This window comes from uncultured Methylibium sp., assembly GCF_902826655.1.
In the GTDB taxonomy this organism is placed as follows: Bacteria; Pseudomonadota; Gammaproteobacteria; order Burkholderiales; family Burkholderiaceae_C; genus Methylibium.
In genome coordinates this window covers 1-23338 of the sequence record NZ_CADEFR010000007.1, presented here as the reverse complement: position 1 = coordinate 23338, position 23338 = coordinate 1, and the positions used below count along the sequence as shown (strand labels likewise).

At 71.0% G+C, this 23338-nt stretch carries 21 protein-coding genes; 16 read left to right on the top strand and 5 right to left on the bottom strand.

All coding sequences use genetic code 11. The features are described 5' to 3' along the window. Window positions 1–2: 2 nt before the first annotated feature. Together murU and speD are read right to left on the bottom strand one after the other, a co-directional pair. A complete protein-coding gene (gene murU, locus QZV97_RS05060; protein WP_295639442.1) occupies window positions 3–716 on the bottom strand; it encodes an N-acetylmuramate alpha-1-phosphate uridylyltransferase MurU in 714 nt (237 codons plus the stop codon). Further along, window positions 713–1081 (bottom strand): adenosylmethionine decarboxylase, encoded by a 369-nt coding sequence (gene speD / locus QZV97_RS05055; RefSeq protein ID WP_295639439.1) that lies wholly within the window; start codon window positions 1079–1081, stop codon window positions 713–715. The genes murU and speD overlap by 4 nt, the downstream gene beginning before the upstream one ends. 70 nt (window positions 1082–1151) lie before the next feature. Here speD and tkt point away from each other — a divergent pair, with 70 nt between their 5' ends. The 5 genes from tkt to QZV97_RS05030 all read left to right on the top strand — a co-directional run bounded on the left by tkt (window position 1152) and on the right by QZV97_RS05030 (window position 8161). Then, complete coding sequence (tkt, locus tag QZV97_RS05050; protein ID WP_295639436.1) at window positions 1152–3212, top strand: transketolase; 2061 nt, start codon at window positions 1152–1154, stop codon at window positions 3210–3212. Window positions 3213–3214: 2 nt separating this feature from the next. Beyond that, entirely contained in the window at window positions 3215–3742 is a 528-nt protein-coding gene (locus tag QZV97_RS05045) for a hypothetical protein (RefSeq protein WP_295639433.1), read from the top strand. Window positions 3743–3975: 233 nt separating this feature from the next. Next, the gene (locus tag QZV97_RS05040; RefSeq protein WP_295639430.1) at window positions 3976–4956 is read left to right on the top strand and encodes a hypothetical protein; all 981 of its coding nucleotides are present in this window, start codon (window positions 3976–3978) and stop codon (window positions 4954–4956) included. 34 nt (window positions 4957–4990) lie between these two features. Beyond that, entirely contained in the window at window positions 4991–5989 is a 999-nt protein-coding gene (gene gap / locus QZV97_RS05035; RefSeq protein ID WP_295639427.1) for a type I glyceraldehyde-3-phosphate dehydrogenase, read from the top strand. A gap of 201 nt (window positions 5990–6190) precedes the next feature. Then, on the top strand, window positions 6191–8161 hold the full coding sequence (locus tag QZV97_RS05030) for a S8 family peptidase (protein ID WP_295639424.1): 1971 nt from the start codon (window positions 6191–6193) through the stop codon (window positions 8159–8161). 9 nt (window positions 8162–8170) lie between these two features. Here QZV97_RS05030 and QZV97_RS05025 read toward each other — a convergent pair whose 3' ends face one another. The 3 genes from QZV97_RS05025 to QZV97_RS05015 are packed head-to-tail and all read right to left on the bottom strand — an operon-like array spanning window position 8171 to window position 10264. After that, a complete protein-coding gene (locus QZV97_RS05025) occupies window positions 8171–8869 on the bottom strand; it encodes a hypothetical protein (protein ID WP_295639421.1) in 699 nt (232 codons plus the stop codon). Then, window positions 8863–9729 (bottom strand): biotin--[acetyl-CoA-carboxylase] ligase, encoded by an 867-nt coding sequence (locus tag QZV97_RS05020; RefSeq protein WP_295639417.1) that lies wholly within the window; start codon window positions 9727–9729, stop codon window positions 8863–8865. The genes QZV97_RS05025 and QZV97_RS05020 overlap by 7 nt, the downstream gene beginning before the upstream one ends. 13 nt (window positions 9730–9742) lie before the next feature. After that, complete coding sequence (locus QZV97_RS05015; protein WP_295639413.1) at window positions 9743–10264, bottom strand: SET domain-containing protein-lysine N-methyltransferase; 522 nt, start codon at window positions 10262–10264, stop codon at window positions 9743–9745. Between the two features lie 138 nt (window positions 10265–10402). Between QZV97_RS05015 and QZV97_RS05010 the strand changes: the two genes are divergently transcribed. The 11 genes from QZV97_RS05010 to QZV97_RS04960 all read left to right on the top strand — a co-directional run bounded on the left by QZV97_RS05010 (window position 10403) and on the right by QZV97_RS04960 (window position 23237). Beyond that, entirely contained in the window at window positions 10403–13099 is a 2697-nt protein-coding gene (locus QZV97_RS05010; RefSeq protein WP_295639410.1) for a DNA topoisomerase III, read from the top strand. A gap of 28 nt (window positions 13100–13127) precedes the next feature. After that, entirely contained in the window at window positions 13128–14093 is a 966-nt protein-coding gene (locus QZV97_RS05005; RefSeq protein ID WP_295639407.1) for an AEC family transporter, read from the top strand. Window positions 14094–14121: 28 nt separating this feature from the next. Next, a complete protein-coding gene (locus tag QZV97_RS05000) occupies window positions 14122–15408 on the top strand; it encodes a glutamate-5-semialdehyde dehydrogenase (protein WP_295639404.1) in 1287 nt (428 codons plus the stop codon). Then, window positions 15405–15647 (top strand): hypothetical protein, encoded by a 243-nt coding sequence (locus QZV97_RS04995; protein ID WP_295639401.1) that lies wholly within the window; start codon window positions 15405–15407, stop codon window positions 15645–15647. The genes QZV97_RS05000 and QZV97_RS04995 overlap by 4 nt, the downstream gene beginning before the upstream one ends. A 13-nt stretch (window positions 15648–15660) precedes the next feature. Further along, window positions 15661–16368 (top strand): 7-cyano-7-deazaguanine synthase QueC, encoded by a 708-nt coding sequence (gene queC, locus QZV97_RS04990; RefSeq protein ID WP_295639397.1) that lies wholly within the window; start codon window positions 15661–15663, stop codon window positions 16366–16368. Between the two features lie 216 nt (window positions 16369–16584). Further along, window positions 16585–17226: a LemA family protein gene (locus QZV97_RS04985; RefSeq protein WP_295639394.1), complete on the top strand. Its 642-nt coding sequence runs from the start codon at window positions 16585–16587 to the stop codon at window positions 17224–17226. Beyond that, window positions 17223–18056 carry a hypothetical protein gene (locus tag QZV97_RS04980; protein WP_295639391.1) on the top strand — a complete coding sequence of 278 codons (834 nt, stop codon included), beginning with the start codon at window positions 17223–17225 and terminating at the stop codon, window positions 18054–18056. The genes QZV97_RS04985 and QZV97_RS04980 overlap by 4 nt, the downstream gene beginning before the upstream one ends. 74 nt (window positions 18057–18130) lie before the next feature. After that, complete coding sequence (gene rsmB, locus QZV97_RS04975) at window positions 18131–19453, top strand: 16S rRNA (cytosine(967)-C(5))-methyltransferase RsmB (RefSeq protein WP_295639692.1); 1323 nt, start codon at window positions 18131–18133, stop codon at window positions 19451–19453. A gap of 55 nt (window positions 19454–19508) precedes the next feature. Then, the gene (locus QZV97_RS04970; RefSeq protein WP_295639388.1) at window positions 19509–20147 is read left to right on the top strand and encodes a DUF4390 domain-containing protein; all 639 of its coding nucleotides are present in this window, start codon (window positions 19509–19511) and stop codon (window positions 20145–20147) included. A gap of 70 nt (window positions 20148–20217) precedes the next feature. Next, a complete protein-coding gene (locus QZV97_RS04965; protein WP_295639689.1) occupies window positions 20218–22506 on the top strand; it encodes an ATP-binding protein in 2289 nt (762 codons plus the stop codon). Window positions 22507–22550: 44 nt separating this feature from the next. Continuing rightward, window positions 22551–23237: a response regulator gene (locus QZV97_RS04960; protein ID WP_295639385.1), complete on the top strand. Its 687-nt coding sequence runs from the start codon at window positions 22551–22553 to the stop codon at window positions 23235–23237. The last annotated feature ends 101 nt before the right edge of the window (window positions 23238–23338 follow it).

The following is a 23338-nucleotide window of genomic DNA, read 5'->3' as shown; positions in this document are numbered from 1 at the left end:
ACTCAAGCCTCTCCCTGCAGATCCTGCCAGCGCTGCGGCGTGCCGACATCGGCCCAGCGCCCCGTGTAGAGGCTGCCGCCGAGCCGGCCCCGCGCGATGGCCGCATCGAGGTGGGGCCGCAATGCCGACCGCTCGCCGACACGCACGCCATCCACCAGACTCGATTGGAACAAGCCCGCGGTCGAGTACGTGTAACGAGTGATGACTGATGGGTGATCGCCTGCCAATACGCGGCCTTCCGCGCCGAGTCCGAAGTCCCCGCGGGGGTGTTGCGGCGGGTTCGGCACCAGCCACAGATGGCCGAGGTCGCCGCTGCGCATGAAGTCGTTCACGGCCTGCGCGTCGAAGCGGAAGTCGGGCAGCCAGGCGTCGCCGGCCACGACCCAAAAGGTGTCGGATTGCAACAGCGCCTGCGCCTTGACCATCCCGCCGGCGGTTTCGAGCGCGCCGCCGTGGTCGCGGCCTTCCATCGAATAGCGGATCGCGAGCCCCCAGCGCGAGCCGTCGCCCAGCACGGCCGGGAACTGGTCTTCCAGCCACGCGGTGTTGATGACCACCTCGCGCACGCCGTCACGGGCCAGTGCCTCGAGCTGCCAGACGATCAGCGGCTTGCCGTGCACCGGCAGCAGGGGCTTGGGCGTCGTGTCGGTCAGCGGCCGCATGCGTTCGCCGCGGCCGGCGGCGAGGATGAGCGCCGGCAGTTGGGCGGCGCTCATCCGCGGGCCAGCCGGTGCCGGGCGGCATGTGCTGGCGCGAAGGCCGCGATCAGCACCTCGACCGCCGCCTCCGCGCGCGCCGAGTTGTCGCCGCGGCGATGGCAGACGTAGACGTCGAGCGTCACCGCGTCCAGCTCGGGCCAGGTGTGCACCGCCAGGTGCGACTCGGACAGCAGCACGACGCCGGTCACGCCGCGCGGTTCGCCGTTCTCGGGCGGGAAGGCGTGGAAGCGCTCGCCCACCGGCTGCAGCCCGGCCGTGGCGACGGCCTGCAGGCACAGCGCCCGCAGCGCATCGATCTCGGTCAGGGCCGGGGTGCCGCGGCGGCACCCGCTCAAATCGGCGGTGAGGTGCAGACCCTGCATGGCAACGGGAGGCGGGCTCGTAAAATCAGCGATTCTGCCGCCCCGGTGGCCCTTCCTTACCGAGCAGTCCATGGCCGCAATCGAGACCCCCACCGCCACCGCCCAGGACACCACGCTGATGGCCAACGCCATTCGCGCGCTGGCCATGGACGCGGTCCAGCAGGCCAACTCCGGGCACCCGGGCGCGCCGATGGGCATGGCCGAGATCGCGGTGGCGCTGTGGGGCCGCCACCTGCGGCACAACCCGGCCGACCCGCACTGGGCCGACCGCGACCGCTTCGTGCTCAGCAACGGCCACGGCTCGATGCTGATCTACGCGCTGCTTCACCTGACCGGCTACGCGCTGCCGATCGGCGAGCTGCGCAACTTCCGCCAGCTGCACAGCAAGACGCCGGGTCACCCCGAGGTCGGCATCACGCCGGGCGTCGAGACCACCACCGGCCCGCTGGGCCAGGGCATCAGCAACGCGGTCGGCATGGCGCTGGCCGAGAAGCTTCTGGCCGCCGAGTTCAACCGCGATGCTCATTCCGTGGTGAACCACCACACCTACGCCTTCCTCGGCGACGGCTGCCTGATGGAAGGCATCAGCCACGAGGCCTGCGCGCTGGCCGGCGCCTGGAAGCTGAACAAGCTGGTCGCGCTCTACGACGACAACGGCATCTCGATCGATGGCCCCGTCACGCCCTGGTTCGTCGACAACACCGCGCTGCGCTTCACCGCCTACGGCTGGAGCGTGATCGGCCCGATCGACGGCCACGATGTCGAGGCCGTCGACGCGGCCGTCGCGCGGGCGAAGCAGAGCACCGACAAGCCGACGCTGATCCTGTGCAAGACCGCGATCGGCAAGGGCTCGCCCAACCGCGCCGGGACCGCCAAGGCGCACGGCGAGCCGCTGGGTGCCGACGAGATCGCGCTGACGCGCGCGGCGCTGGGCTGGACGCATGCGCCCTTCGAGATCCCGGCCACGGCCTACGGCGCCTGGAACGCCAGGGAGGCCGGCATCGCCGTGCAGGGCGAATGGGGCGCACGCTTCGAGGCCTATCGCGCCGACCACCCAGCGCTGGCGGCCGAGTTCGAGCGCCGCATGGCCGGCAAGCTGCCGGCGAACTTCGCGCAGGTCGCGGTCGATGCCGCGGTCGCCGCGCACAGCAAGGCCGAGACGGTGGCCAGCCGCAAGGCCAGCCAGCTCGCCCTGGAACACTTCACCGCCGCGCTGCCCGAGCTGCTGGGCGGCAGCGCCGACCTGACCGGCTCCAACCTCACCAACACCCGGCACACGCCGTCGCTGCGCTTCGCCACCGACGGCACGGTCAAGCGCGGCGAGGACGGCAAGCCCGGCCGCCACATCAACTACGGCGTGCGCGAGTTCGGCATGGCGGCGGTGATGAACGGCGTCGCGCTGCACGGCGGCTACATCCCCTATGGCGGCACCTTCCTCACGTTCAGCGACTACAGCCGCAACGCCATCCGCATGGCGGCGCTGATGAAGCAGCGCGTGATCCACGTCTTCACGCACGACAGCATCGGCCTGGGCGAGGACGGCCCCACGCACCAGAGCGTCGAGCACGCGGCCAGCCTGCGGCTGATTCCCGGCCTGGACGTCTGGCGCCCGGGCGATACCGCCGAGACCACGATCGCGTGGACCAAAGCGCTGCTCAACACCGACCGCCCGACCGCGCTGCTGCTGAGCCGCCAGAACCTGCCGTATGCGCCCAAGGCCGGCCTCGACGAGATCGCCCGCGGTGCCTACGTGCTGGCCGAGCCGGCCGAGGTCGGGCTGAAGAAGAAGGCGCAGGCCGTCATCGTCGCGACCGGCTCCGAGGTGCAGCTCGCGCTGCACGCGCAGCAGCAGCTGGCCGCCGGCGGTATCGCGGTGCGCGTGGTCTCGATGCCCAGCACCACCACCTTCGACCGCCAGGACGCCGCCTACAAGCGCAGCGTGCTGCCGGAAGGCGTGCCGCGCATCGCCGTCGAAGCCGGCGTCACCGACGGCTGGTGGAAGTACGGCTGCGCCGCCGTGGTCGGCCTCGACACCTACGGCGAGTCGGCGCCGGCGGGCGCGCTGTTCAAGCATTTCGGGTTCACGGCGGAGAACGTGGCCGCGACCGTCACCAAGGTGTTGCGAGGCTGATCGTGCGGCGCCGCATCGTCTGGGCATCGCTGGTCATCGCCGGCGCGGTGGCGGCCCTTGGCGCCGCGCGTGCCGCCGACGAACTGCCGGCCGAGAAGTACGTGATCAAGGACGACGAACCGCGGCTGGGCACGAACATCCGGCGCAAGGCGGTCATAGGATTCGACGTGCCGATCAATCGGCGCTACGGCGAACTCACCGACGCGCAGAAGGCGATCGTCAAGTCGCGCTACGAGGCCATGCATCCGCTCGATGAACCGCCGTTTCCGGCCAACGGCCTGGAGCCCGTGTTCCAAGCCGTCCGCAAGCTGCAGTCCAAGCTGCTGGCGCAGGGCGAGTTGACGATCTTCATCGACGTGGATGCGACGGGGCAGGCCAGCGGCGCCTCCATCATCAAGTCTCCGGATCCCCAGCTTGCCGTCGCCGTCGCGAAGGTGCTGATGGTCACTCCGTACAAGCCCGCCGTCTGTCGCGGTCAGCCCTGTGCGATGGGCTATCCGTTCCGCATGACCTTCAACGTCGAGTACTAGAGCCGTTTCGTGGCCCCTGCCTTCGTCCTGGATTCAGCAAGGGACTCGATCGTCATCGAGGCCCGCACCGATGGCCGCCACGGCGCGGGATGGGTGACGTCCGGGACCGTCGCCGCGGGCCGCGCAGACGCGGCGCGAGGTGCTGCGGCGTGACTGGACCGGCCCGCAAGGCGGCGCGACATTGCGGCCCCGCTCGTGGGGGGCTGCGACACGCATGGCTTGGCGGGCTGTTGATGTTGACTGCGGCAGGTCTTCCTTGCGAGGCACAGGAAGCTCGTCCGTCGGAACAGCGCATCGCGATCGAGCCTCGGGCGCCCGCATTCGCATGCCTGAATCAGCCGGCTCAGGGCCTGGGGCCGCTGTCCTATCCGAAGGACGCTGCCGACCGCAAGGAAGCCGCGGTCGTTCGCGTCAAGCTCACGTTCAAGAGCGCCGACGCGGCGCCGTCGGTGGACGTGCTGTACAACTCGGGCCGGGCCGCCTTTGCCGGCGTCGTGCAGGACCATGTCAAGACCTATCGACTGCCCTGCCTGACGGCGTCGGCCGCGCCGGTATCCGCGACGCAGGAGTTTCAGTTCGTCCCCGGCGACGGTCGCAAAGTCATCTGGAGCGAGCCGCGCCCCGACGCGGACGAAGGCGACGAGGCCATGGCCGCGTGCTTGAAGACCAAGGGCCGGCCGGAGTATCCGTATCGAGCCCTCCGAGACGGCGTGCAGGGGACCGTGCTGGCCCGCATGACCTTCGCTGGACCCGATGCAGCGCCGCAAACCGAGATCGTGTTCGACGGCGGCAGCGCCGCGCTGGCGAATGCCGTCAAGGCCTATGTCCGCGGCTACCGGCTTCCTTGCCTGGAGGCCATTCGTGCACCGGTCACGGCAACCCAGCAGTTCACGTTCTTGGTCGACGCTGAATCGATTTACGTCCTCAAGGATGCGAGCTTGAAGCAGTTCCTCGGTGTGATTGATGGTCTCGACACGCAACGCGTGCGCTTCGACCTGAATACGATGGGCTGCCCTTTCGACCTGCGCTTCACGCTGTACCAGCCCTACCAGCCCAACGCCGTCGGCGAAGTCGGGACCAGTGACCCGAACCGGCGCGAGCTGCTCGAGTGGCTGAAGACGATCTCCCTCAAGCTGCCGCCCGAGGCCAAGCGACTGGTCATCGGCGACTCGATGACGGTCGCCGTCCCGTGCGGCGTCCTGGATCTGCTTTGAATTGAACCTGCTGAGAACCACTGGAGAACGAAAGATGACCATCAAGATCGGCATCAACGGCTTCGGCCGCATCGGGCGCATGGTGTTCCGCGCCGCCATCGCCAACCACGCGGACATCCAGGTCGTCGCGATCAACGACCTGCTCGAGCCCGACTACCTGGCCTACATGCTCAAGTACGACAGCGTGCACGGCCGCTTCAAGGGCGAGGTCGCCGTCGACGGCAACACGCTCATCGTCAACGGCCAGCGCATCCGCCTGACCGCGCTCAAGGACCCGGCCGAACTGAAGTGGGGCGAGGTCGGCGCCGACATCGTGGTCGAGGCCACCGGCCTGTTCCTGACCAAGGAGACCTGCCAGAAGCACCTCGCCGCCGGCGCGAAGAAGGTCGTGATGAGCGCGCCGTCGAAGGACGACACGCCGATGTTCGTCTACGGTGTCAACGACAAGACCTACCAGGGCGAGGCGATCATCTCCAACGCCTCGTGCACCACCAACTGCCTGGCGCCCGTGGCCAAGGTGCTGAACGACAGCTTCGGCATCAAGCGCGGCCTGATGACCACGGTGCACGCCACCACCGCGACGCAGAAGACCGTCGACGGTCCGAGCAACAAGGACTGGCGCGGCGGCCGCGGCATCCTCGAGAACATCATTCCCTCGAGCACCGGCGCCGCCAAGGCGGTGGGCGTGGTGATCCCCGAGCTGAACAAGAAGCTCACCGGCATGTCCTTCCGCGTGCCGACCTCCGACGTGTCGGTGATCGACCTGACGGTCGAACTGGTCAAGGAAGCCAGCTACGAGGACATCTGCAACGCGATGAAGGCGGCGGCGGCCGGCCCGATGAAGGGCGTGCTCGGCTACACCGAGGACAAGGTCGTCTCGACCGACTTCCGCGGCGAGGCGATGACTTCGGTCTTCGACGCCGAGGCCGGCATCGCGCTGGACAAGACCTTCGTCAAGGTCGTGGCCTGGTACGACAACGAGTGGGGCTACTCGAACAAGGTGCTGGAGATGGTGCGCGTGATCGGCGGCTGAAGCCGCGACGCCGCATCGGTGGAAAAAGGCCCCGCGAGGGGCCTTTCTGCTGGGCGGCCGGCGGCCTGTGGCAACTGGATACAAAGCCGCGGCTCGCCGCAGTGACATTGTGAGCACGGCCCCGGCCTTGCAGGCGCGGCGTCAACCGGTGCGGCAAGGCCGCCCCTAAACTGATCGGGCTCCTGCTGTCCACGGGCTTCCATGCACCACTCTTCCTGTTCTCTGCGCGCGCTGGGCGCGTTCGTCGCCGCGGCTGTGGTCTCGTCGTCTGCGCTCGCGCAGGCGGCGCCCGCCGACGCCGGCACGGCGCGCGTGATCGTCACCTACCGGGCCGTGCCGACGGCATCGGCGCTGCAGGGCCGGCAGATGCTGGCGCGGCTCGAGGCGCGACTCGACGGCCTGGCCCGCCGCCACGGCCTCGCCCTGCAGGGTCGTCGCGCCGTCGGCGAGCACAGCCAGGTCGTGCTCGCCCAGGGCATCGACTCGGCCGCGCTGGCGCGACGCCTGAGCGCCGACCCCGACGTGGCCTATGCCGAGCCCGACCGTCTGGTGCGCCGTGCGGCGGTGCCCACGGATCCCCTCTACGCCACCGGAGGCGGGGCCGGTCCGGTGGTCGGCCAGTGGTACCTGAAGACGCCCGCCGGCGAGGTGCGCTCGTCCATCGACGCGACCACGGCCTGGGACCGGACCACCGGCAGCTCGAACGTGGTCGTCGCGGTGTTCGACACCGGCGTGCGTTTCGATCACCCCGACCTGGGGCGCACCACGCAGGGCGGCAAGCTGCTCGCCGGCTACGACTTCGTGGCCAACACGACCTACGCCAACGACAGCGACGCACGCGACGCCGACGCTTCCGACCCGGGCGACTGGGTCTCGCAGGCCGACTTCGACAGCGGCGCCTTTGGGCCTAACTGCGAAGTCGCCGACAGCTCCTGGCACGGCACCCAGGTGGCCGGCATCGTCGGCGCGCTGAGCAACAACGCCGCAGGAATGGCCGGGGTCAGCTGGGGCGCCAGACTGCTGCCACTGCGGGTGCTCGGCAAGTGCGCGGGCTTCCAGTCCGACATCGTCGCCGCCATGCGCTGGGCCGTCGGCATCACCGTGCCCGGCTTGCCGGCTAACCCGACGCCGGCGCGCGTGCTGAACCTCAGCCTCGGCGGCACCGGTTCCTGCGGCTTGACCTACCAGAGCGCGGTCAACGCGGTGCTGGCTCAGGGCGCCGTGGTCGTGGTGTCGGCCGGCAACAGCGACGGCCACGCGGTCGGTGCGCCGGCCAACTGCACCGGCGTGATCGCCGTCGGCGGATTGCGCCACATCGGTACCAAGGTCGGCTACTCGGACGTCGGCACGGAAGTAGCGATCAGCGCACCCGGCGGCAATTGCGTCAACCCCTCGGGCACCTGCCTCTATCCGATCCTGACGGCGACCAACACCGGCGCGCAGGGCCCGGTGGCCTCGGCCTACACCAATGGGTCGAACGTCTCGGCCGGCACCAGCTTCTCGGCGCCGCTGGTGTCGGGCGTGGCGGCGCTGATGCTGTCGGTCCAACCACAGCTGACATCGGCGCAGATCCTCACGCTGTTGCAGGGTGGCGCACGGCCGTTCCCGACCGCCGGCGCCGATCCCGGCACGCCGCAGTGCGTGGCCCCGATCACAGACGCCAGCGGCAACCCTGTTGATCAGATCGAGTGTTACTGCAACACCGCGACCTGCGGTGCTGGCATGCTGGACGCACGTGCCGCAGTGCAGTCTGCGGCATCGACCGTGATCGCCCAGATCGGCGTCTCGTCGGGCTCTCCGCAGGCAATGGTGCCCATCAATCTGCAGGCATCGGTTTCTGCGCTGGTCGGCGGCGGCACCGCTGCCGCGTACTCCTGGACGATCACCGACACGGGCGGTGGCATTGCTACCGCTTTCACCAGTTCGACCAACGCTGCGACTGCGAGCGTGACTGCATCTGCAGCCGGCACGTTCTCGGTCGCGGTGACCGTCACCGATCAGGCCGGTGGGCAGACCACTACGTCTCAGCGGATCAATGTGGCCGCAGCGCCTCCATCGACCGGTGGGGGCGGTAGCGGCGGTGGCGGTGGCGGTGGTGGTGGCGCGCTCGGCTGGGGCTACCTCGTCGCGCTGCTGCTCGCGGTCGTCGCCGCGCGGCGCGTGGTCCGCTAGACCGGACAGCTAGAGCGGACCGCTGCCGCAGGCCGTGAAGGCCTTGCCGCGCAGCTTCTCGGTCGACAGGGCCGCCAGCGTCGCCTGCTGGGCGGCATCGGCCTGTGCCACGCGCAGGGCGCGCTGCGGCGCCGGCGTGGCGGCCATCACGCGTGCGGTGCGCACGCCGCGGTCCGACAAGGCGGCCAGCTCCGCATCGGCGGCGGCGCGGTTGTCGTGGCGGCTCAGCACCAGCAGCCGCGTGCCGGCCGGCTGATCGGGGGCGATGCCGCGGCGCGAGAGTTCGTCGCGCTTCTTCTGCAACTGCTCGGCATCGGGGTAAGGCCCCATCGCAACCCACCATGGCGGCGCGAGCTCGCGCACCGTCCAGCCTCCGCCCGGCAGCGCCGCCTTGACCAGGGACTCGACCGGGCCCACTTCGGCCGCGGCAAAGGGGCCGGCTTCGAGGCAGGCGGTGCTGGGGGCGCTGGGCGGCGTGGGCTCGGGGATCGGTGGGGGCGGTGCCGGCGCGCGGCGTGGCGCGGAGGCCGCTTCGGCCGGAACCAGGCGGATGGCGTCGGGCTGGACCTGCCGCGCCATCCGCTCGGGCTCGCGCTCGCCTTCGGGCCGTGCGCCGATCAGGGTGTGCAGCGGCACGAGCCAACCCTGCCGCCAGCTCCAGAAGCCGGCGTTGGCGATCAGCAGCAGCAGGACGACCAGCCTCAGCATGGGCGCACGCTCACTTCGCCACTGGATACCAGCCGCAAGCCGGCGGATGTGAGGAGGCGCAGCGCGCCCTGGCCGTCGACGCCGTCGGCCACGCCTTCCGGCAGGTCGGGCTGGCTGGTCGTGACGCGCTGGCCGGCCAGCGCGTCGCGCGCCGCGAAGCGCGAGGTGAAGGCCGCGAAGCCCTGGCGTTCGAAGGCGATGACCGCCTGCAGCAGGGGGCCGGCCAGGCGCGCCAGCAGGTCGGGCGCGCGGGCATGTGCCTCGAACTCGCGCCAGCCGGCCACGGGCTGGCCGATGTCCGGATGCGGGGCCGGGGCCTCGAGGTTGATGCCGACGCCCGCGACCATGTAGCGCCGCTCGTCGTCGGGCAGCGCCACCGTCTCGATCAGCACGCCGCCGAGCTTGCGCCCCGGGCTGCCGGCCTCGACCAGCCACAGGTCGTTGGGCCACTTCAGGCGCACGCCGGCGTGCAGCGCCTCGGCCAACGCGACGCCGACCGCCAGCGACAGCCCCGACCAGTCCGCCGGCGCGTAGGCCATACCGAGCGAGAAGGTCAGCGACGCTGGCCCGTCGGGCCCGGGCGCCACCGCGGTGTCGGACACCCAGGCGCGCCCCAGCCGTCCGCGGCCCGCGGTCTGGCGCTCGGCGACCAGCAGGCAGGGCGTGGCGTCGCCGCTGCGGGCGCGCTCCAGCAGGCGGGTGTTGGTGGAGTCGGTCTCGATCAGGCGCTCGACCGTCAGGCCGGGCCGCAGCGGCTCGAGCTGGGCCCACAGGGCCTCGAGCGGCCAGCGCAGGGGCGCCGCCGCGCCGCCCTGCGCGTCGACCGAGCGGCGTTGCGGCGGTGGCGGACTCTCGGACACGGTGGAACCGGCTCTAGCGCTTGGGGGCCAGCATCGTGCCGCGGCACTTCTTGGCACCGCAGCGGCACTCGTACTGCTTCTTCAGCTTCTTGGTGTACTTCTCGTCGATCACCAGGCCGTAGTCGTAGAACAGTTCCTCGCCCGGCTGGATCTTGCGCAGCGTCTTGATGAAGACGCGGCCGCCCTGCTCGTCGGCCTCGCAGTTGGGCTTGCAGGCGTGGTTGATCCAGCGCGCCGCGTTGCCGCCGACGTTGGCGTCGATGACGTGGTCGTCGTCGATGCTGAAATAGAAGGTGTGGTTCGGCTCTTCGGGGTTGTGCGGGTGGCGGCGCAGCGCCTCGGGCCAGTCGATGACCTCGCCGACGTACTCGATCAGCGCCTCGCCTTTCTTCAGCTTCTCGACCGCGAACACGCCCTTGCCGTGCACGCCCGAGCGGCGCACGCGGATGCGCCGGCCGCCGGTGAGTTCGGGGGCGGCGGCGGCGGGAGCCTTCTTCGGCGAGGCGGGCGACTTGCGGCCCTTCGATTGCGTCATGTTCGAGTTTGGCTACATTGAATTCATGGGTGCGCGCGCGCGTAGGCGCGTGCGCGCGAGAGCCCGGATTGTAGGGACGCCCCGGGGCGCCTGGACGCCAGGGGCGTGCCGCGAGCGGCAGCGAAGGACTTCGAAGACATGAGCAAAGCATTGGTGATCGCCGAGAAACCGTCCGTCGCGCAGGACATCGTCCGTGCGCTGACGCCGACGGCCGGCAAGTTCGAGAAGCACGAGGACCACTTCGAGAACGAGCACTACGTGGTGACGTCCGCGGTCGGCCACCTGGTCGAGATCAAGGCGCCCGAGGAGTACGACGTGAAGCGCGGCAAGTGGAGCTTCGCCCACCTGCCGGTGATCCCGCCGCACTTCGACCTGGCGCCGATCGACAAGGCCAAGAGCCGGCTCGCCGCGGTGGTCCGGCAGGTCAAGCGCAAGGACGTGACCGAGCTGATCAACGCCTGCGACGCCGGCCGCGAGGGCGAGCTGATCTTCCGGCTGATCGTGCAGTACGCCGGCGGCGCCAAGAAGCCGATCGACAAGCCGGTGCGGCGCCTGTGGCTGCAGAGCATGACGCCGCAGGCGATCCGCGACGGCTTCGAGTCGCTGCGCGGCGACAAGGAACTGCTGGGCCTGGCCGACGCCGCGCGCAGCCGCAGCGAAGCCGACTGGCTGGTCGGCATCAACGGCACGCGGGCGATGACGGCCTTCAATTCGCGCGACGGCGGCTTCTTCCTCACGACCGTGGGGCGGGTGCAGACGCCGACGCTGTCGATCGTGGTCGAGCGCGAGGAGAAGATCCGCAAGCACGTGTCGCGCGACTACTGGGAGCTGAAGGCGAGCTTCGCCGCGAAGGCCGGCGAGTACGAAGGCAAGTGGTTCGACCCGGCCTGGAAGAAGAACGAGGACGCCGAGCGCCGGGCCGACCGGATCTGGAACGCGGCCGACGCCAACGCCATCGCCGAGGCCTGCCGCAGCCAGCCGGCCACGGTGAGCGAGGAGTCCAAGCCCAGCTCGCAGAGCAGCCCGCAGCTCTACGACCTGACGCTGCTGCAGCGCGAGGCCAATTCGCGCTTCGGCTTCAGCGCCAAGACGACGCTGTCGATCGCGCAGGCGCTGTACGAGAAGCACAAGGTGCTGACCTACCCGCGGACCGACTCGAAGGCGCTGCCAGAGGACTACGTCGGCGTCGTCAAGCAGACGATGGAGATGCTGGCCACCGAGGACCTGCCGGGTCCGCTGCGCGCGCTGTCGGCGCACGCCAGGAAGGCGGTGAAGGAGGGCTATGTCAAGCCGAACAAGCGCATCTTCGACAACGCCAAGGTCTCGGACCACTTCGCGATCATCCCGACGCTGCAGGCGCCCAAGGCGCTGACCGAGATCGAGGCCAAGCTCTACGACCTGGTGGTCAAGCGCTTCCTGGCGGTGTTCTATCCGCCGGCCGAGTTTCTGGTGACGACGCGCATCTCGACGGTGAAGGTCGGCGCGCAGGAGCACAAGTTCCAGACCAACGGCAAGGTGATGGTCAAGCCGGGCTGGCTGGCGGTCTACGGCCGCGACACGGAAGATGCCGACGCTATCCTGGTCGCGGTCGAGCCGGGCGAGGTGGTACGGACCGAGAGCGTGGACGTGAACGCGCAGAAGACCAAGCCGCCGGCGCGCTACACCGAAGCGACGCTGCTGAGCGCGATGGAAGGCGCCGGCAAGCTGATCGACGACGACGAGCTGCGCGAGGCCATGCAGGAGAAGGGCCTGGGCACGCCGGCGACGCGCGCCGCGATCATCGAAGGCCTGCTGCTCGAGAAGTACATGCACCGCGACGGCCGCGAGCTGATCCCGACCGCCAAGGCCTTCCAGCTGATGACGCTGCTGCGCGGCCTGCAGGTCGAGGAGCTGACCCAGCCCGAGCTGACTGGCAACTGGGAGTACCAGCTGTCGCAGATGGAGCACGGCAGGCTGAGCCGCGACGCCTTCATGGCCGAGATCGCAGCGATGACGCAGCGCATCGTCGCCAAGGCCAAGGAGTACGACCGCGACACCATCCCGGGCGACTACGCGACCCTCAAGACGCCGTGCCCCAAGTGCGGCGGCGTCGTGAAGGAGAACTACCGCCGCTTCGCCTGCGTCGGCACCAGCGCGAAGGAAGACAACGCCTGCGGCTTCAGCATCAGCAAGATCCCCGGCGGCCGCAGCTTCGAGACCGAGGAGGCCGACGCCTTCATCGCCCACCGGAAGATCGGGCCCCTGGAGGGCTTCCGCTCCAAGGCCGGCTGGCCCTTCACCGCGGAGTTGAAGCTCGCCTACGACGACGAGATCGCGAACTGGAAGCTCGAGTTCGACTTCGGCGACGATGCCCGCAAGGGCGAGGGCGACGGCACGCCGGTGGACTTCAGCGGCCAGGAGTCGCTGGGCGCCTGCCCCAAGTGCAAGGGCCACGTCTACGAGCACGGCAGCAGCTACGTCTGCGAGCACGCGGTCGGCGCGCACGTCACCTGCGACTTCAAGAGCGGCAAGATCATCCTGCAGCAGCCCGTGGCGCGCGAGCAGATGACGCGGCTGCTCAAGGAGGGCAAGACCGAGCTGCTGGAGAACTTCGTCTCCAACAAGACGCGCCGCAAGTTCAAGGCACGGCTGGGCTGGGATGCGAAGGAGGGCAAGGTCGGCTTCGAGTTCGAGCCGCGGGCCGCGAAGGTCCCGGCCAAGAAGAGCGCGGCGAAGAGCGCGGCGAAGAGCGCGCCACCGGCGGCCGAGCCCGCCGCACCGGTGACGAAGGCGGTCGCCGCCAAGAAGGCGGCGCCTGCCAGGAAGGCGGCGGTGAAGAAGACCAAGGCGGCCTGAGCCGGGGCTCCGACCTGCGGCGTCGCCGATGACCCCGGTCCTCTTCCTCAAGCTGCTCGCGATCTTCGTGACGATCGCGATCGGCTGGCTGGCCGGCCGCACGCGGCCCTTCGAAGGCGGCGAGGCGGCGCGCATCCTGTCCAACGCGGCCTTCTACGTCTTCGCGCCGGCGCTGCTGTTCCGCGCCACGGCGCGCATCGACCTGGGCACGCTGCCCTGGCATGCGCTGGCGGCCTTCTTCGTGCCGGTGGTCGGCTGGATGCTCATCGTCTACGTGCAGCAGCGGCGACGGCCTTCGCCGGAGCCGGCTCGCCCGAGCGTGCGTGCCATCACGGCCGCCTTCGGCAACAACGCCCAGCTCGGCATCCCGATGGCCGCGGCGCTGTTCGGCGAGGCCGGGCTGCAGCTGCACCTGTCGGTGGTCAGCCTCCACGCGCTGACGCTGCTGACGGTGCTGACCCTGCTGGTCGAGCGCGACGTGGCCCAGGCCGCCGCGCGCGAGGCCGGGCAGGGCGTGCCGCTGGGTCGCACGCTGTTGCTGACGGTGCGCAACACCGTGATCCATCCCATCGTGCTTCCGGTGCTGGCCGGCATGGCCTGGAACCTCACCGGCATGGCCATCCCCGGTCCGGTCGACGAGGTGCTGCAGATGCTGGGCACGGCGGTCGTGCCGCTGTGCCTGGTGGCCATCGGCCTCTCGCTCGGCCACTACGGGCTGCGCGGCGCGGCGAGCTCGGCGCTGTGGCTGGCGGCGGGCAAGCTGGTGGTGCAGCCGGCGCTGGTGCTCGCGGTCGGCTGGCTGATGGGCCTGCGCGGCCTGCCGCTGACCGTGATCGTCATCGCCGCGGCCATGCCGACCGGCGCCAATGCGCTGATGTTCGCCCAGCGCTACCGCAGCAGCGAGGGCGAGACGACCGCCGCGATCGTCGTCTCGACGCTGGCCTTCGCGGCCACCGCGCCGCTGTGGTTGCTGGGGCTGCAGGCACTCGGCTAGCCGCGGCTTGCGGGACAATCGCGCCACGATGAACCCGACCGACATCCCCGCCTACATGGCCCACGTGGGCACGCTGGCCCGCGCCGCCTCGGCGGCGATGGCCGCGGCGCCGTCGGCCGCCAAGGACGCCGCCCTGCGTGCGCTGGCGCGCCGGCTGCGCGACGGCCAGGCCGCACGACAGGTACAGGCCGCCAACGCGCGCGACCTGGAGGCCGCCGCGGCGGCCGGCCTGGCGGGCCCGATGCTCGACCGCCTGAAGCTCACGCCGAAGGTGATCGAGACGGTCGCCGAGGGCTGCGAGCAGATCGCCGCGATGCCCGACCCGGTGGGCGAGATCACCGAGCTGAAGCGCCGCCCCAGCGGCATCAGCGTGGGCCGCATGCGCGTGCCGCTGGGCGTGTTCGGCATGATCTACGAGAGCCGGCCCAACGTGACGATCGAGGCCGCCTCGCTGGCGATCAAGAGCGGCAACGCCTGCATCCTGCGCGGCGGCTCCGAGGCGCTGCACAGCAACCTGGCACTGGCGCGCGAGGTACAGGCGGCGCTGGTCGAGGCGGGCCTGCCGGCCGACGCGGTGCAGCTCATCGAGACGACGGACCGCGCCGCGGTCGGGCGGCTGATCGCGATGCCGGAATCGGTGGACGTCATCATCCCGCGCGGCGGCAAGGGCCTGATCGAGCGCATCAGCGCCGAGGCCAAGGTGCCGGTGATCAAGCACCTGGACGGCAACTGCCACGCCTACGTCGATGCCGAGGTCGACCTGGACCTGGCGGTGAAGGTCACCGACAACGCCAAGACGCAGAAATACAGCCCCTGCAACGCGGCCGAATCGCTGCTGGTGCATCGCGACGTCGCGGCCGCCTTCCTGCCCAAGATCGGCGCGGTGTTCGCGGCCAAGGGCGTGGAGATGCGTTGCGGTCCGCGCGCCAAGGCGCTGCTCGCGGCGGTGCCGGGCGCGAAGCTGGTCGATGCGACCGAGGCCGACTGGTCCGAGGAGTACCTTGCGCCCATCATCAGCATCAAGCTGGTCGACAGCCTGGACGAGGCGATCGCGCGCATCAACCGCTACGGCTCGCACCACACCGACGCGATCCTGACGACCAACCATCCGAACGCGATGCGCTTCCTGCGCGAGGTCGATTCGGCCAGCGTGATGGTCAACGCCAGCACCCGTTTCGCCGACGGCTTCGAGTACGGGCTGGGCGCCGAGATCGGCATCTCCACCGACAAGTTCCACGCCCGCGGGCCAGTGGGGCTGGAGGGGCTGACCTCGCTGAAGTGGGTGGTGCTGGGGCAGGGTGAGATCAGGTCATGAGCACGGGTTCGATCTGGGCCTATCTCGGTGTCGGCGCGCTCGTACTGATGATCATCATGGCGATCGCCTGCTGGTGCGTGGTGATCAAGCTCATGGTCACCAAGCAGATGAAGACGCCGCACGAAGTCATGGACCTCGCACTCGCGGGAAATCGGCTTGCGCGGCTGAACTTCAAGTTCGCGGGAGTGGCGGCGCTGGCATTCGCGGTGCTAGTGGTCTGCGCGCTCGTTGACAAGTGATGAACCAGTGGTGATGGCGCTCGAACCCCGCGGCGCGCTCGTCCTGTTCTCCGGCGGCCAGGACTCGACAGCCTGCCTGGCGTGGGCGCTGGATCGCTATGCGCATGTCGAGACGATCGGCTTCGACTACGGCCAGCGCCACCGCATCGAACTCGAATGCCGCAGCGTCGTGCGCGACGCGCTCGCGCGCGGCTTTCCGCACTGGGCCGGGCGCCTGGCCAACGATCACTTGCTGGATCTGGGCCTGCTGGGCCGGATCTCGGACACCGCGCTGACTTCCTCGCGCCAGATCGAGATGCAGGCCAATGGCCTGCCCAGCAGCTTCGTGCCGGGCCGCAACCTGCTCTTCCTCGGCTTCGCCGGCGCGATCGCCTACCGACGCAACCTGAGCGTGCTGGTCGGCGGCATGTGCGAGACCGACTACTCCGGCTACCCCGACTGCCGCGACAACACGCTCAAGGCCATGCAACTGGCGCTCAGCCTCGGCATGGCGACGCCGATGACGGTCGAGACGCCGCTGATGTGGCTCAGCAAGGCCGAGACCTGGGCGCTGGCGCACCGCCTCGGCGGCGACGCGCTGGTCGAGTTGACGATCGATCAGACCCACACCTGCTACCTCGGCGAGCGCGGCGTGCGGCAGGACTGGGGCTACGGCTGCGGGTCCTGCTCGGCCTGCGAGCTGCGGCGCAAGGGCTACGAGGCCTGGCGCGCGGCGGCCTGAGCCGCATCCAGCCCGTCGTGGTCCGGCAGCGCGGCAGCCCGCCGGTCGGGTGATCGCCGACGCGCTCGGGGTGTCGTCGGCGCGACGCCGCAGCGTGACTTCATGCCGCGATGATCGCGCAGCCTCGCTGCGGATCGCTTCGTCGCGGCACGAAGCGCCGGTGCGTCAGCAGGCTGGCGTAGAGTCGTCATCGATGCTGGCCCGACGCACTGCCTCGTGAGCACGACACGGATCGTCGTGGTCGTGCTGCTGGCCGTGTTCGGCTTCTGGCTCGTCGGGGCCTACAACCGGCTGGTGCGCCTGCGCAGCGCGGTCTCGGCCGCGTGGACGCCGATCGACGCCCAGCTGCGCCGCCGCCAGGCGCTGGCCTTCGACCTGGCGACCCTGCTGGCCGGGCCCGAATGCAAGGGCGCCATGGACGACGAGGTCGGCCGCGCCACGCTGCAGTCGGTGATGGCCGCGACGCGCCAGGCCCAGGCGGCTGCCGACCACGCGCAGGTGCGGCCCAGCAGTGCCGGCGCGATCCAGAGCCTGGGGCTGGCCGAGCAGGTGCTCGACGGCGCGCTGCGGCCGCTGCGCGTGCTGATCGAGGCGCGGCCGGCGCTGGTCGAGGATGCGGCAGTCGGCGAGCGCGTGCACGCGCTGCTGCAGGGACTGCAGGACGCCGACGCCCAGGTCGTCTTCACGCGCCGCGTCTTCAAGGAGGCGGTGACCGACTTCAACCGCGCGGTGGGCGAGTTGCCGACGCGCGTGGTCGCGGGGCTGTTCGGCTTCCGGCCGGCGGCCGCACTGCAGACTGCATCGCCGGACCGCGGGCCGGACTCGCAGATCGCCTCCAGCTTCGGAGATCGACCATGAGCCATGTCGAAGCATCGGCCGCGCCGCGCGGCGAGCGCGAGGCGCTGGAACATCTGTCCTTCGTGCGCGGCCCGGGCGAACGCCGCGCGGCACTGCTGGCCCTGCTGCTGACGCCGGGCAGCCAGCGCGAGCAGGCCGCCTGGAAGGAGGCCACAGCGGACGTGGCGCAAGCGGCGCAGATCGCCGCCGATGTCGCGCTGCTGGGTCCGGCGACGCGACTGCCGGTGTTCGACGCGCTGCTGGAGCGCTCGCGAACGGCACCGCTGGCCGAACGCCAGGGCCTGGTCGAGACGGCACGGCGCGTGATGGGGGCCGATGGGCAAGTGAGCCCGCTGGACCGGCTGCGCTGGCTGGCGCTGCGCCAGCGCCTCGGCGAGGCGCCGCTGGCGCCGCCCGGCACCGCGGTCGCTCCCGACGGCACCGAACTCGCGCAGGCCGACGCGGTCGAGTTCGCGGTGCTCACCGCCTTCCTGGCGCGCATCGTCCCGGTCGACGCCGGGGGCAGTCGCATCGCGCATGCGGGGCGGCTGTGGCACGAGCGCGTGCTGGCGCCGTGGGCGGCCTTGCTCAACCCGCTCGGCGGTGCGGCTTCGATGTGCCAGGCGCCGGACAGCGAACAGATGCTGCGCGCGCTGCGCCGCATGCAGGCGCAGTCGTGGATGCACCGGCCGGTGCTGGTGCAGGCCTGGATCGCTGCGATCGAGGAGGATCCAGGGGTCGCCTCGCTCGGGGCCGATGCCTGCGATGCGCTGCGCCTGGCCGCCACGCTGCTGGACGCGCCGCTGCCGCCGTCGCTGGCAGCGCGCTACCGCGACCCCGGCTGGTCCTGACGGCGCCCGGGCGCCGCCTACACTGCGCGCCCGTGATCAAGACCGCGAGCCCTTCGCCCCCGCTGGCCGTGCTGATGGCGCATGGCGCCGATGCCGTGGCGGCGGTGCGCGCCGGACGCTCGCTGAACGACGCGCTGGCGGCGACGCCGGCGGCGGTGCGGCCCGGCACGCAATCGCTCGCCTTCCATGCCCTGCGCGGCCTCGGAGCGGCGCAGGCGCTGCGCCAGCAGCTCGCGCCGAAGGCGCCACCGCCCTGGGTCGACGCGCTGCTGCTGCTGGCGCTGGCCGTGTCGCGGCCGGCCGGCGACGCGCCGCCGCCCTACGACGCCCACACGCTGGTGAACCAGGCGGTCGACGCGGCCAAGCGTCACGCCGCGGCGCAGGCGCGCTTCGTCAATGCCGTGCTGCGCCGCTACCTGCGCGAGCGCGAGGCGCTGGAGGGCGCGATCGCCACCGACCCGGCCGCGGCGTGGAACCACCCGCGCTGGTGGATCGACGCGCTGCAGCGCGACTGGCCGAGGCAGTGGCAGGACCTGCTGCGAGCCGACGACCGGCGCGCGCCGATGAGCCTGCGCGTCAACGCGCGCCGCGGCGACGTGCCGGCCTACCTGGAACGGCTGGCCGCGGGCGGCATCGCGGCGCGCGCGGTGTCGCTGCCGGGAGGATGGGGCGGCGCGGCGATCGAGCTGGCGCTGCCGCGTGCGGTGCACGAGCTGCCGGGCTTCGACGCCGGCGATGTGTCGGTGCAGGATCTCGCCGCGCAGCAGGCGGCGCCGCTGTTGCTGGGCGATGGCCTGCCGGCCGGCGCGCGCGTGCTCGATGCCTGCGCGGCGCCCGGCGGCAAGGCGGCGCACCTGCTGGAGCTGGCGGACCTCGACCTGCTGGCTCTCGATGTGGATGCGGCGCGGCTGCAGAAGGTCGACCAGACACTGAGTCGCCTCGGCCTGCAGGCACGGCTGTTGGCGGCCGACGCGCGCGACACCGCAGCCTGGTGGGACGGCCGGCCCTTCGACGCGATCCTGCTCGACGCGCCCTGCAGTGCCTCGGGCATCGTGCGGCGCCATCCCGATGTGCGCTGGTTGCGGCGCCCGTCCGACATCGAAGCGCTGGCGCGCACCCAGGCGACGATGCTGGACGCCCTGTGGCCGCTGCTCGCGCCCGGCGGCCGGCTCGTCTATGCGACCTGTTCGGTCTTCAGGGCCGAAGGCGAACGCGGGATCGACGCTTTTTTGCAACGTGCACCCGATGCCGACCTGCGGCCTTCTCCGGGTCAATTGCTGCCGCTGGCCGACAATGGATCGAAGGGGGAGGCAGGCCGGCCGGCCGGATTACCGGACGACCCGCCGCCCGTGACGGACGGCTTCCATTACGCGCTGCTCCACAAGCGCGTGTCCTGACCCCTCCCGAGACCGCGAGACCGCGACACACCGAACAACCGACCACCCGCCCGCCGTGTTCACCGCCTGGGTTCGATGCTGGTTCCAGCCCCGTGCGGCACGGCCCGCGCCGGGGGCGCCGTGGCTTTGGGTCGTCACCGCGATCTGCCTCGTCGTGCTGGCGTTGCCGGCGCGCGCCGACAAGATCGAGCTGACCCAGCTCGAGCTCACGCGCGACGAGGAAGGCCTGCTGCTCGGCTACCAGGCGCGCATCGAGTTGCCGCGCGCCGTCGAGGACGCCATGCTCAAGGGCGTGCCGCTGTATTTCGTCGCCGAGGCCGAGCTCTTGCGCTCGCGCTGGTACTGGCGCGACAAGCGGGTCGTGCGCGCCAGCCGCAACTGGCGCGTGACCTGGCAGCCGCTGACACGCCGCTACCGCGTCAACTTCGGCAGCCTGAGCCAGACCTACGACACGCTGTCCGATGCCCTGGGTGCGGTGCAGCGCGCGACGCGCTGGAAGCTCGCCGACCCGGCCGACCTGGAAGACGGCGCCCGGCAGTACGTCGAGTTCAGCCTGCGGCTGGACACCTCGCAGCTGCCGCGGCCGCTGCAGATCAGCTTCGGCGGGCAGGCCGAATGGACGCTGGGCGTCGAGCGCACGCTCACCGTGCCCGAGGCGCTGCCGCCCTCCCCGCCACCGCCGCCGGCCAAGTGACGTGAAGCGCGAGGCGCCGGCCGCGGTGGACGGCCATTCCAGCGGCTGGCGACGACGCATCGGCCTGCTGCTGTCGCGCGGCGTCGACCGGCGCACCTCGCGCTGGGTCTGGATCATCGCGCTGGCGGCGACGATCGGCGCGGCCCTGGTGCTGACCTTCCTGCTGGCGGTCGCCACCAACAACCGCGAGTTCTACGAGCGCCACTACAACTGGCTGCTGGGCTTCAACATCGCGATCGCGCTGATCCTCGTCAGCGTGATCCTGTTCGGCGCCGTGCGCCTGACGGCGCGCGTGCTGCGCGGCCGCTTCGGCTCGCGCCTGTTGCTGCGGCTGGCGGCGATCTTCGGCCTGGTGGCGCTGCTGCCCGGCGCACTGGTCTACACGGTGAGCTACCAGTTCGTGTCGCGCAGCATCGAGAGCTGGTTCGACGTGCGGGTCGAGGGCGCGCTGGAGGCCGGTCTGAACCTCGGTCGCGGCACGCTCGACACGCTGGTCAACGACCTGGCGCGCAAGACGCGCGTGGCCGCCGAGCGGCTGGCCGAAGGCCCGGAGCGCCAGCAGCCGCTGGCGCTGGAGCGGCTGCGCGAGCAGCTGACGGCGCAGGACGTCGCCGTGCTCGGCGCCGGCGGCCAGGTGCTGTCGAGCGCCGGCGCGGCCGCGGTGCTGGCCCCCGAGCGGCCCGGCCTGGCGCTGCTGCGCGAGGCCCGCACCGCGCGCGTCACGACGCAGCTCGAGGGCCTGGACGACGACAGCGCCGGCGCCCGCCTGCCGTCCAGCCAGCCGCCGACCCAGCCGCGCGTGCGCGTGCTGGCGCTGATCCCGTCGACCGGCTTCTCGCTCAGCGGCGAGGATCGCTATCTGATGGTGAGCCAGCTGCTGCCGGCCGCGCTGGCGGCCAACGCGCTGGCGGTGCAGAGCGCCTACCGCGAGTACCAGCAGCGCTCGCTGGCGCGCGAGGGCCTGCGCCGCATGTACATCGGCACGCTGACGCTGACGCTGATCCTCGCGGTGTTCGGCGCGATGCTGCTGGCGGTGACCTTCGGCAACCGGCTGGCGCGACCGCTGCTGCTGCTGGCCGACGGCGTGCGCGAGGTGGCGCGCGGCGACCTGAGCCCCAAGCCCGTGTTCGCCTCGCGCGACGAGCTGGGCGGGCTGACGCGGTCCTTCGCCGACATGACGCAGCAGTTGGCCGACGCGCGCGGGATCATCGAGCACAGCCTGGCCGAGCTCGAGACCGCGCGCACCAAGCTGCAGACCATCCTCGACAACATGAGCGCCGGCGTGATCGTGTTCGACGCCGAAGGGCGCGTCGACAGCCTCAACGCCGGTGCGACACGCATCCTGCGCGCGCCGCTGTCGGCCTACCTCGGCCGGCCGCTGGGCGAGGTGCCGGGTCTCGAGGGCTTCGATGCCGCCCTGACCCAACGCTTCGAGCAGCTCGAAGGCAGCGGCGAGCAAGAGCAGTGGCAGGACTCTTTCGAGCTGAAGGGGGCCGCCGACCGCGAGGCGGTGATGCTGCTGGTGCGCGGCGCACAGCTGCCGGCCGGTGCGCAGGGCGGCAGCGCGCGGCTGGTGGTGTTCGACGACATCACCGAGCTGGTGTCGGCGCAGCGCGCAGAAGCCTGGGGCGAGGTCGCGCGCCGGCTGGCGCACGAGATCAAGAACCCGCTGACGCCGATCCAGCTGTCGGCCGAGCGCATTCAGCACAAGCTCGAGGCCAAGCTGGAAGGCCCGGACCAGCTGATGCTCGTCAAGTCGGTCGGCACCATCGTCGCCCAGGTCCAGGCGATGAAGCAGCTGGTCAACGAGTTCCGCGACTACGCCCGCCTGCCGGCGGCGCAGCTGGCGCCGCTGGACCTCGGGGCGCTGGTCCACGAGGTCCTGGGCCTGTATGCCGAGGCGCAGGAGTCCGGGCGGCTGCGCGCCGAGCTGGCGCCGGACCTGCCGCGCATCGAAGGCGATGCGACGCAGCTGCGCCAGGTCGTGCACAACCTGGTCCAGAACGCCTTCGACGCGGTCGCCGACCGGCCCGACGGGGTGGTGCGGGTGCGCACCGAAGGGGCGCGCAACGAGCAGGGCCAGTGGCGCGCCGTGCGGCTGGTCGTGGCCGACAACGGGCCGGGCTTCGGCGAGCGCGTCCTCAAGCGCGCCTTCGAGCCCTACGTGACGACCAAGAGCAAGGGCACGGGTCTGGGCCTGGCCGTCGTCAAGAAGATCGCCGACGAGCACGGCGCCCGCGTGCGCCTGGCCAACCTGCCGGCCGAGGCGGCGACCGGCACCGGTCCGGGGGTAGCTACCGGGACGGGGGGGGCACAAGTTTCGCTATCATTTTCGAAATGGCTGGCCCCACAGGGCTAGCTCGCGGCGCCGCCGACACGGCCGGCGCCACCCACCGGGACCCCATGGCGACCATCCTTGTTGTTGACGACGAACTCGGCATCCGCGCGCTGCTGTCGGACATCCTGAGCGACGAGGGCCACAGCGTCGAACTGGCCGAGAACGCCGCCGAGGCCCGCGCGTTCCGCGACCGCATGCGTCCCGACCTGGTGCTGCTCGACATCTGGATGCCCGACGTCGACGGCGTCACGCTGCTCAAGGAGTGGGGCGCCGGCAACCTGCTGACGATGCCGGTGATCATGATGTCGGGCCACGGCACCATCGACACCGCCGTCGAGGCGATCAAGTTCGGCGCGATGGCCTTCCTCGAGAAGCCCATCACCCTGCAGAAGCTGCTGCGCTCCGTCGAGCAGGGGCTGGCCAAGCCGGCCGCCCGGCCGGCGGCGACGGTCACGCCGCTGCGGCCCGGCGACCGCGAGCACATCGCGATGGAGCCGATGCTGGTGAGTGTCGGCGGCTCGCTGCCCATCGTGCTGGGGCCCCAGCCCGAGCAGAGCTTCGAGCTCGACCGGCCGCTGCGCGAGGCCCGAGACGCCTTCGAGAAGGCCTATTTCGAGTTTCATCTGGCGCGGGAGAACGGCAGCATGACGCGCGTGGCCGAGAAAACCGGCCTGGAGCGCACCCACCTCTACCGCAAGCTCAAGCAGCTGGGCGTCGACCTGAGCCGGGGCAAGAAGGGCGTGATGGCCTAGGCCGCGGCGCGTTGCCTGGGGCTGCTACACTCTCGCCCCTTGGCTCGGTAGCTCAGTTGGTAGAGCAGCGGATTGAAAATCCGCGTGTCGGTGGTTCGATT

Bases quoted from the DNA above. Each gene is read 5' to 3' on its own strand.
- QZV97_RS04960 (WP_295639385.1), top strand. From the start codon at position 22,551: ATGGCGACCATCCTTGTTGTTGACGACGAACTCGGCATCCGCGCGCTG.
- QZV97_RS04980 (WP_295639391.1), top strand. From the start codon at position 17,223: ATGAGCCATGTCGAAGCATCGGCCGCGCCGCGCGGCGAGCGCGAGGCG.
- speD (WP_295639439.1), bottom strand. From the start codon at position 1,081: ATGCAGGGTCTGCACCTCACCGCCGATTTGAGCGGGTGCCGCCGCGGC.
- queC (WP_295639397.1), top strand. From the start codon at position 15,661: ATGGCGCTCGAACCCCGCGGCGCGCTCGTCCTGTTCTCCGGCGGCCAG.
- QZV97_RS05040 (WP_295639430.1), top strand. From the start codon at position 3,976: ATGTTGACTGCGGCAGGTCTTCCTTGCGAGGCACAGGAAGCTCGTCCG.
- gap (WP_295639427.1), top strand. From the start codon at position 4,991: ATGACCATCAAGATCGGCATCAACGGCTTCGGCCGCATCGGGCGCATG.
- QZV97_RS04995 (WP_295639401.1), top strand. From the start codon at position 15,405: ATGAGCACGGGTTCGATCTGGGCCTATCTCGGTGTCGGCGCGCTCGTA.
- rsmB (WP_295639692.1), top strand. From the start codon at position 18,131: ATGGCGCATGGCGCCGATGCCGTGGCGGCGGTGCGCGCCGGACGCTCG.
- QZV97_RS05025 (WP_295639421.1), bottom strand. From the start codon at position 8,869: ATGCTGAGGCTGGTCGTCCTGCTGCTGCTGATCGCCAACGCCGGCTTC.
- QZV97_RS05010 (WP_295639410.1), top strand. From the start codon at position 10,403: ATGAGCAAAGCATTGGTGATCGCCGAGAAACCGTCCGTCGCGCAGGAC.
- QZV97_RS05030 (WP_295639424.1), top strand. From the start codon at position 6,191: ATGCACCACTCTTCCTGTTCTCTGCGCGCGCTGGGCGCGTTCGTCGCC.
- murU (WP_295639442.1), bottom strand. From the start codon at position 716: ATGAGCGCCGCCCAACTGCCGGCGCTCATCCTCGCCGCCGGCCGCGGC.
- QZV97_RS05000 (WP_295639404.1), top strand. From the start codon at position 14,122: ATGAACCCGACCGACATCCCCGCCTACATGGCCCACGTGGGCACGCTG.
- tkt (WP_295639436.1), top strand. From the start codon at position 1,152: ATGGCCGCAATCGAGACCCCCACCGCCACCGCCCAGGACACCACGCTG.
- QZV97_RS05015 (WP_295639413.1), bottom strand. From the start codon at position 10,264: ATGACGCAATCGAAGGGCCGCAAGTCGCCCGCCTCGCCGAAGAAGGCT.
- QZV97_RS05005 (WP_295639407.1), top strand. From the start codon at position 13,128: ATGACCCCGGTCCTCTTCCTCAAGCTGCTCGCGATCTTCGTGACGATC.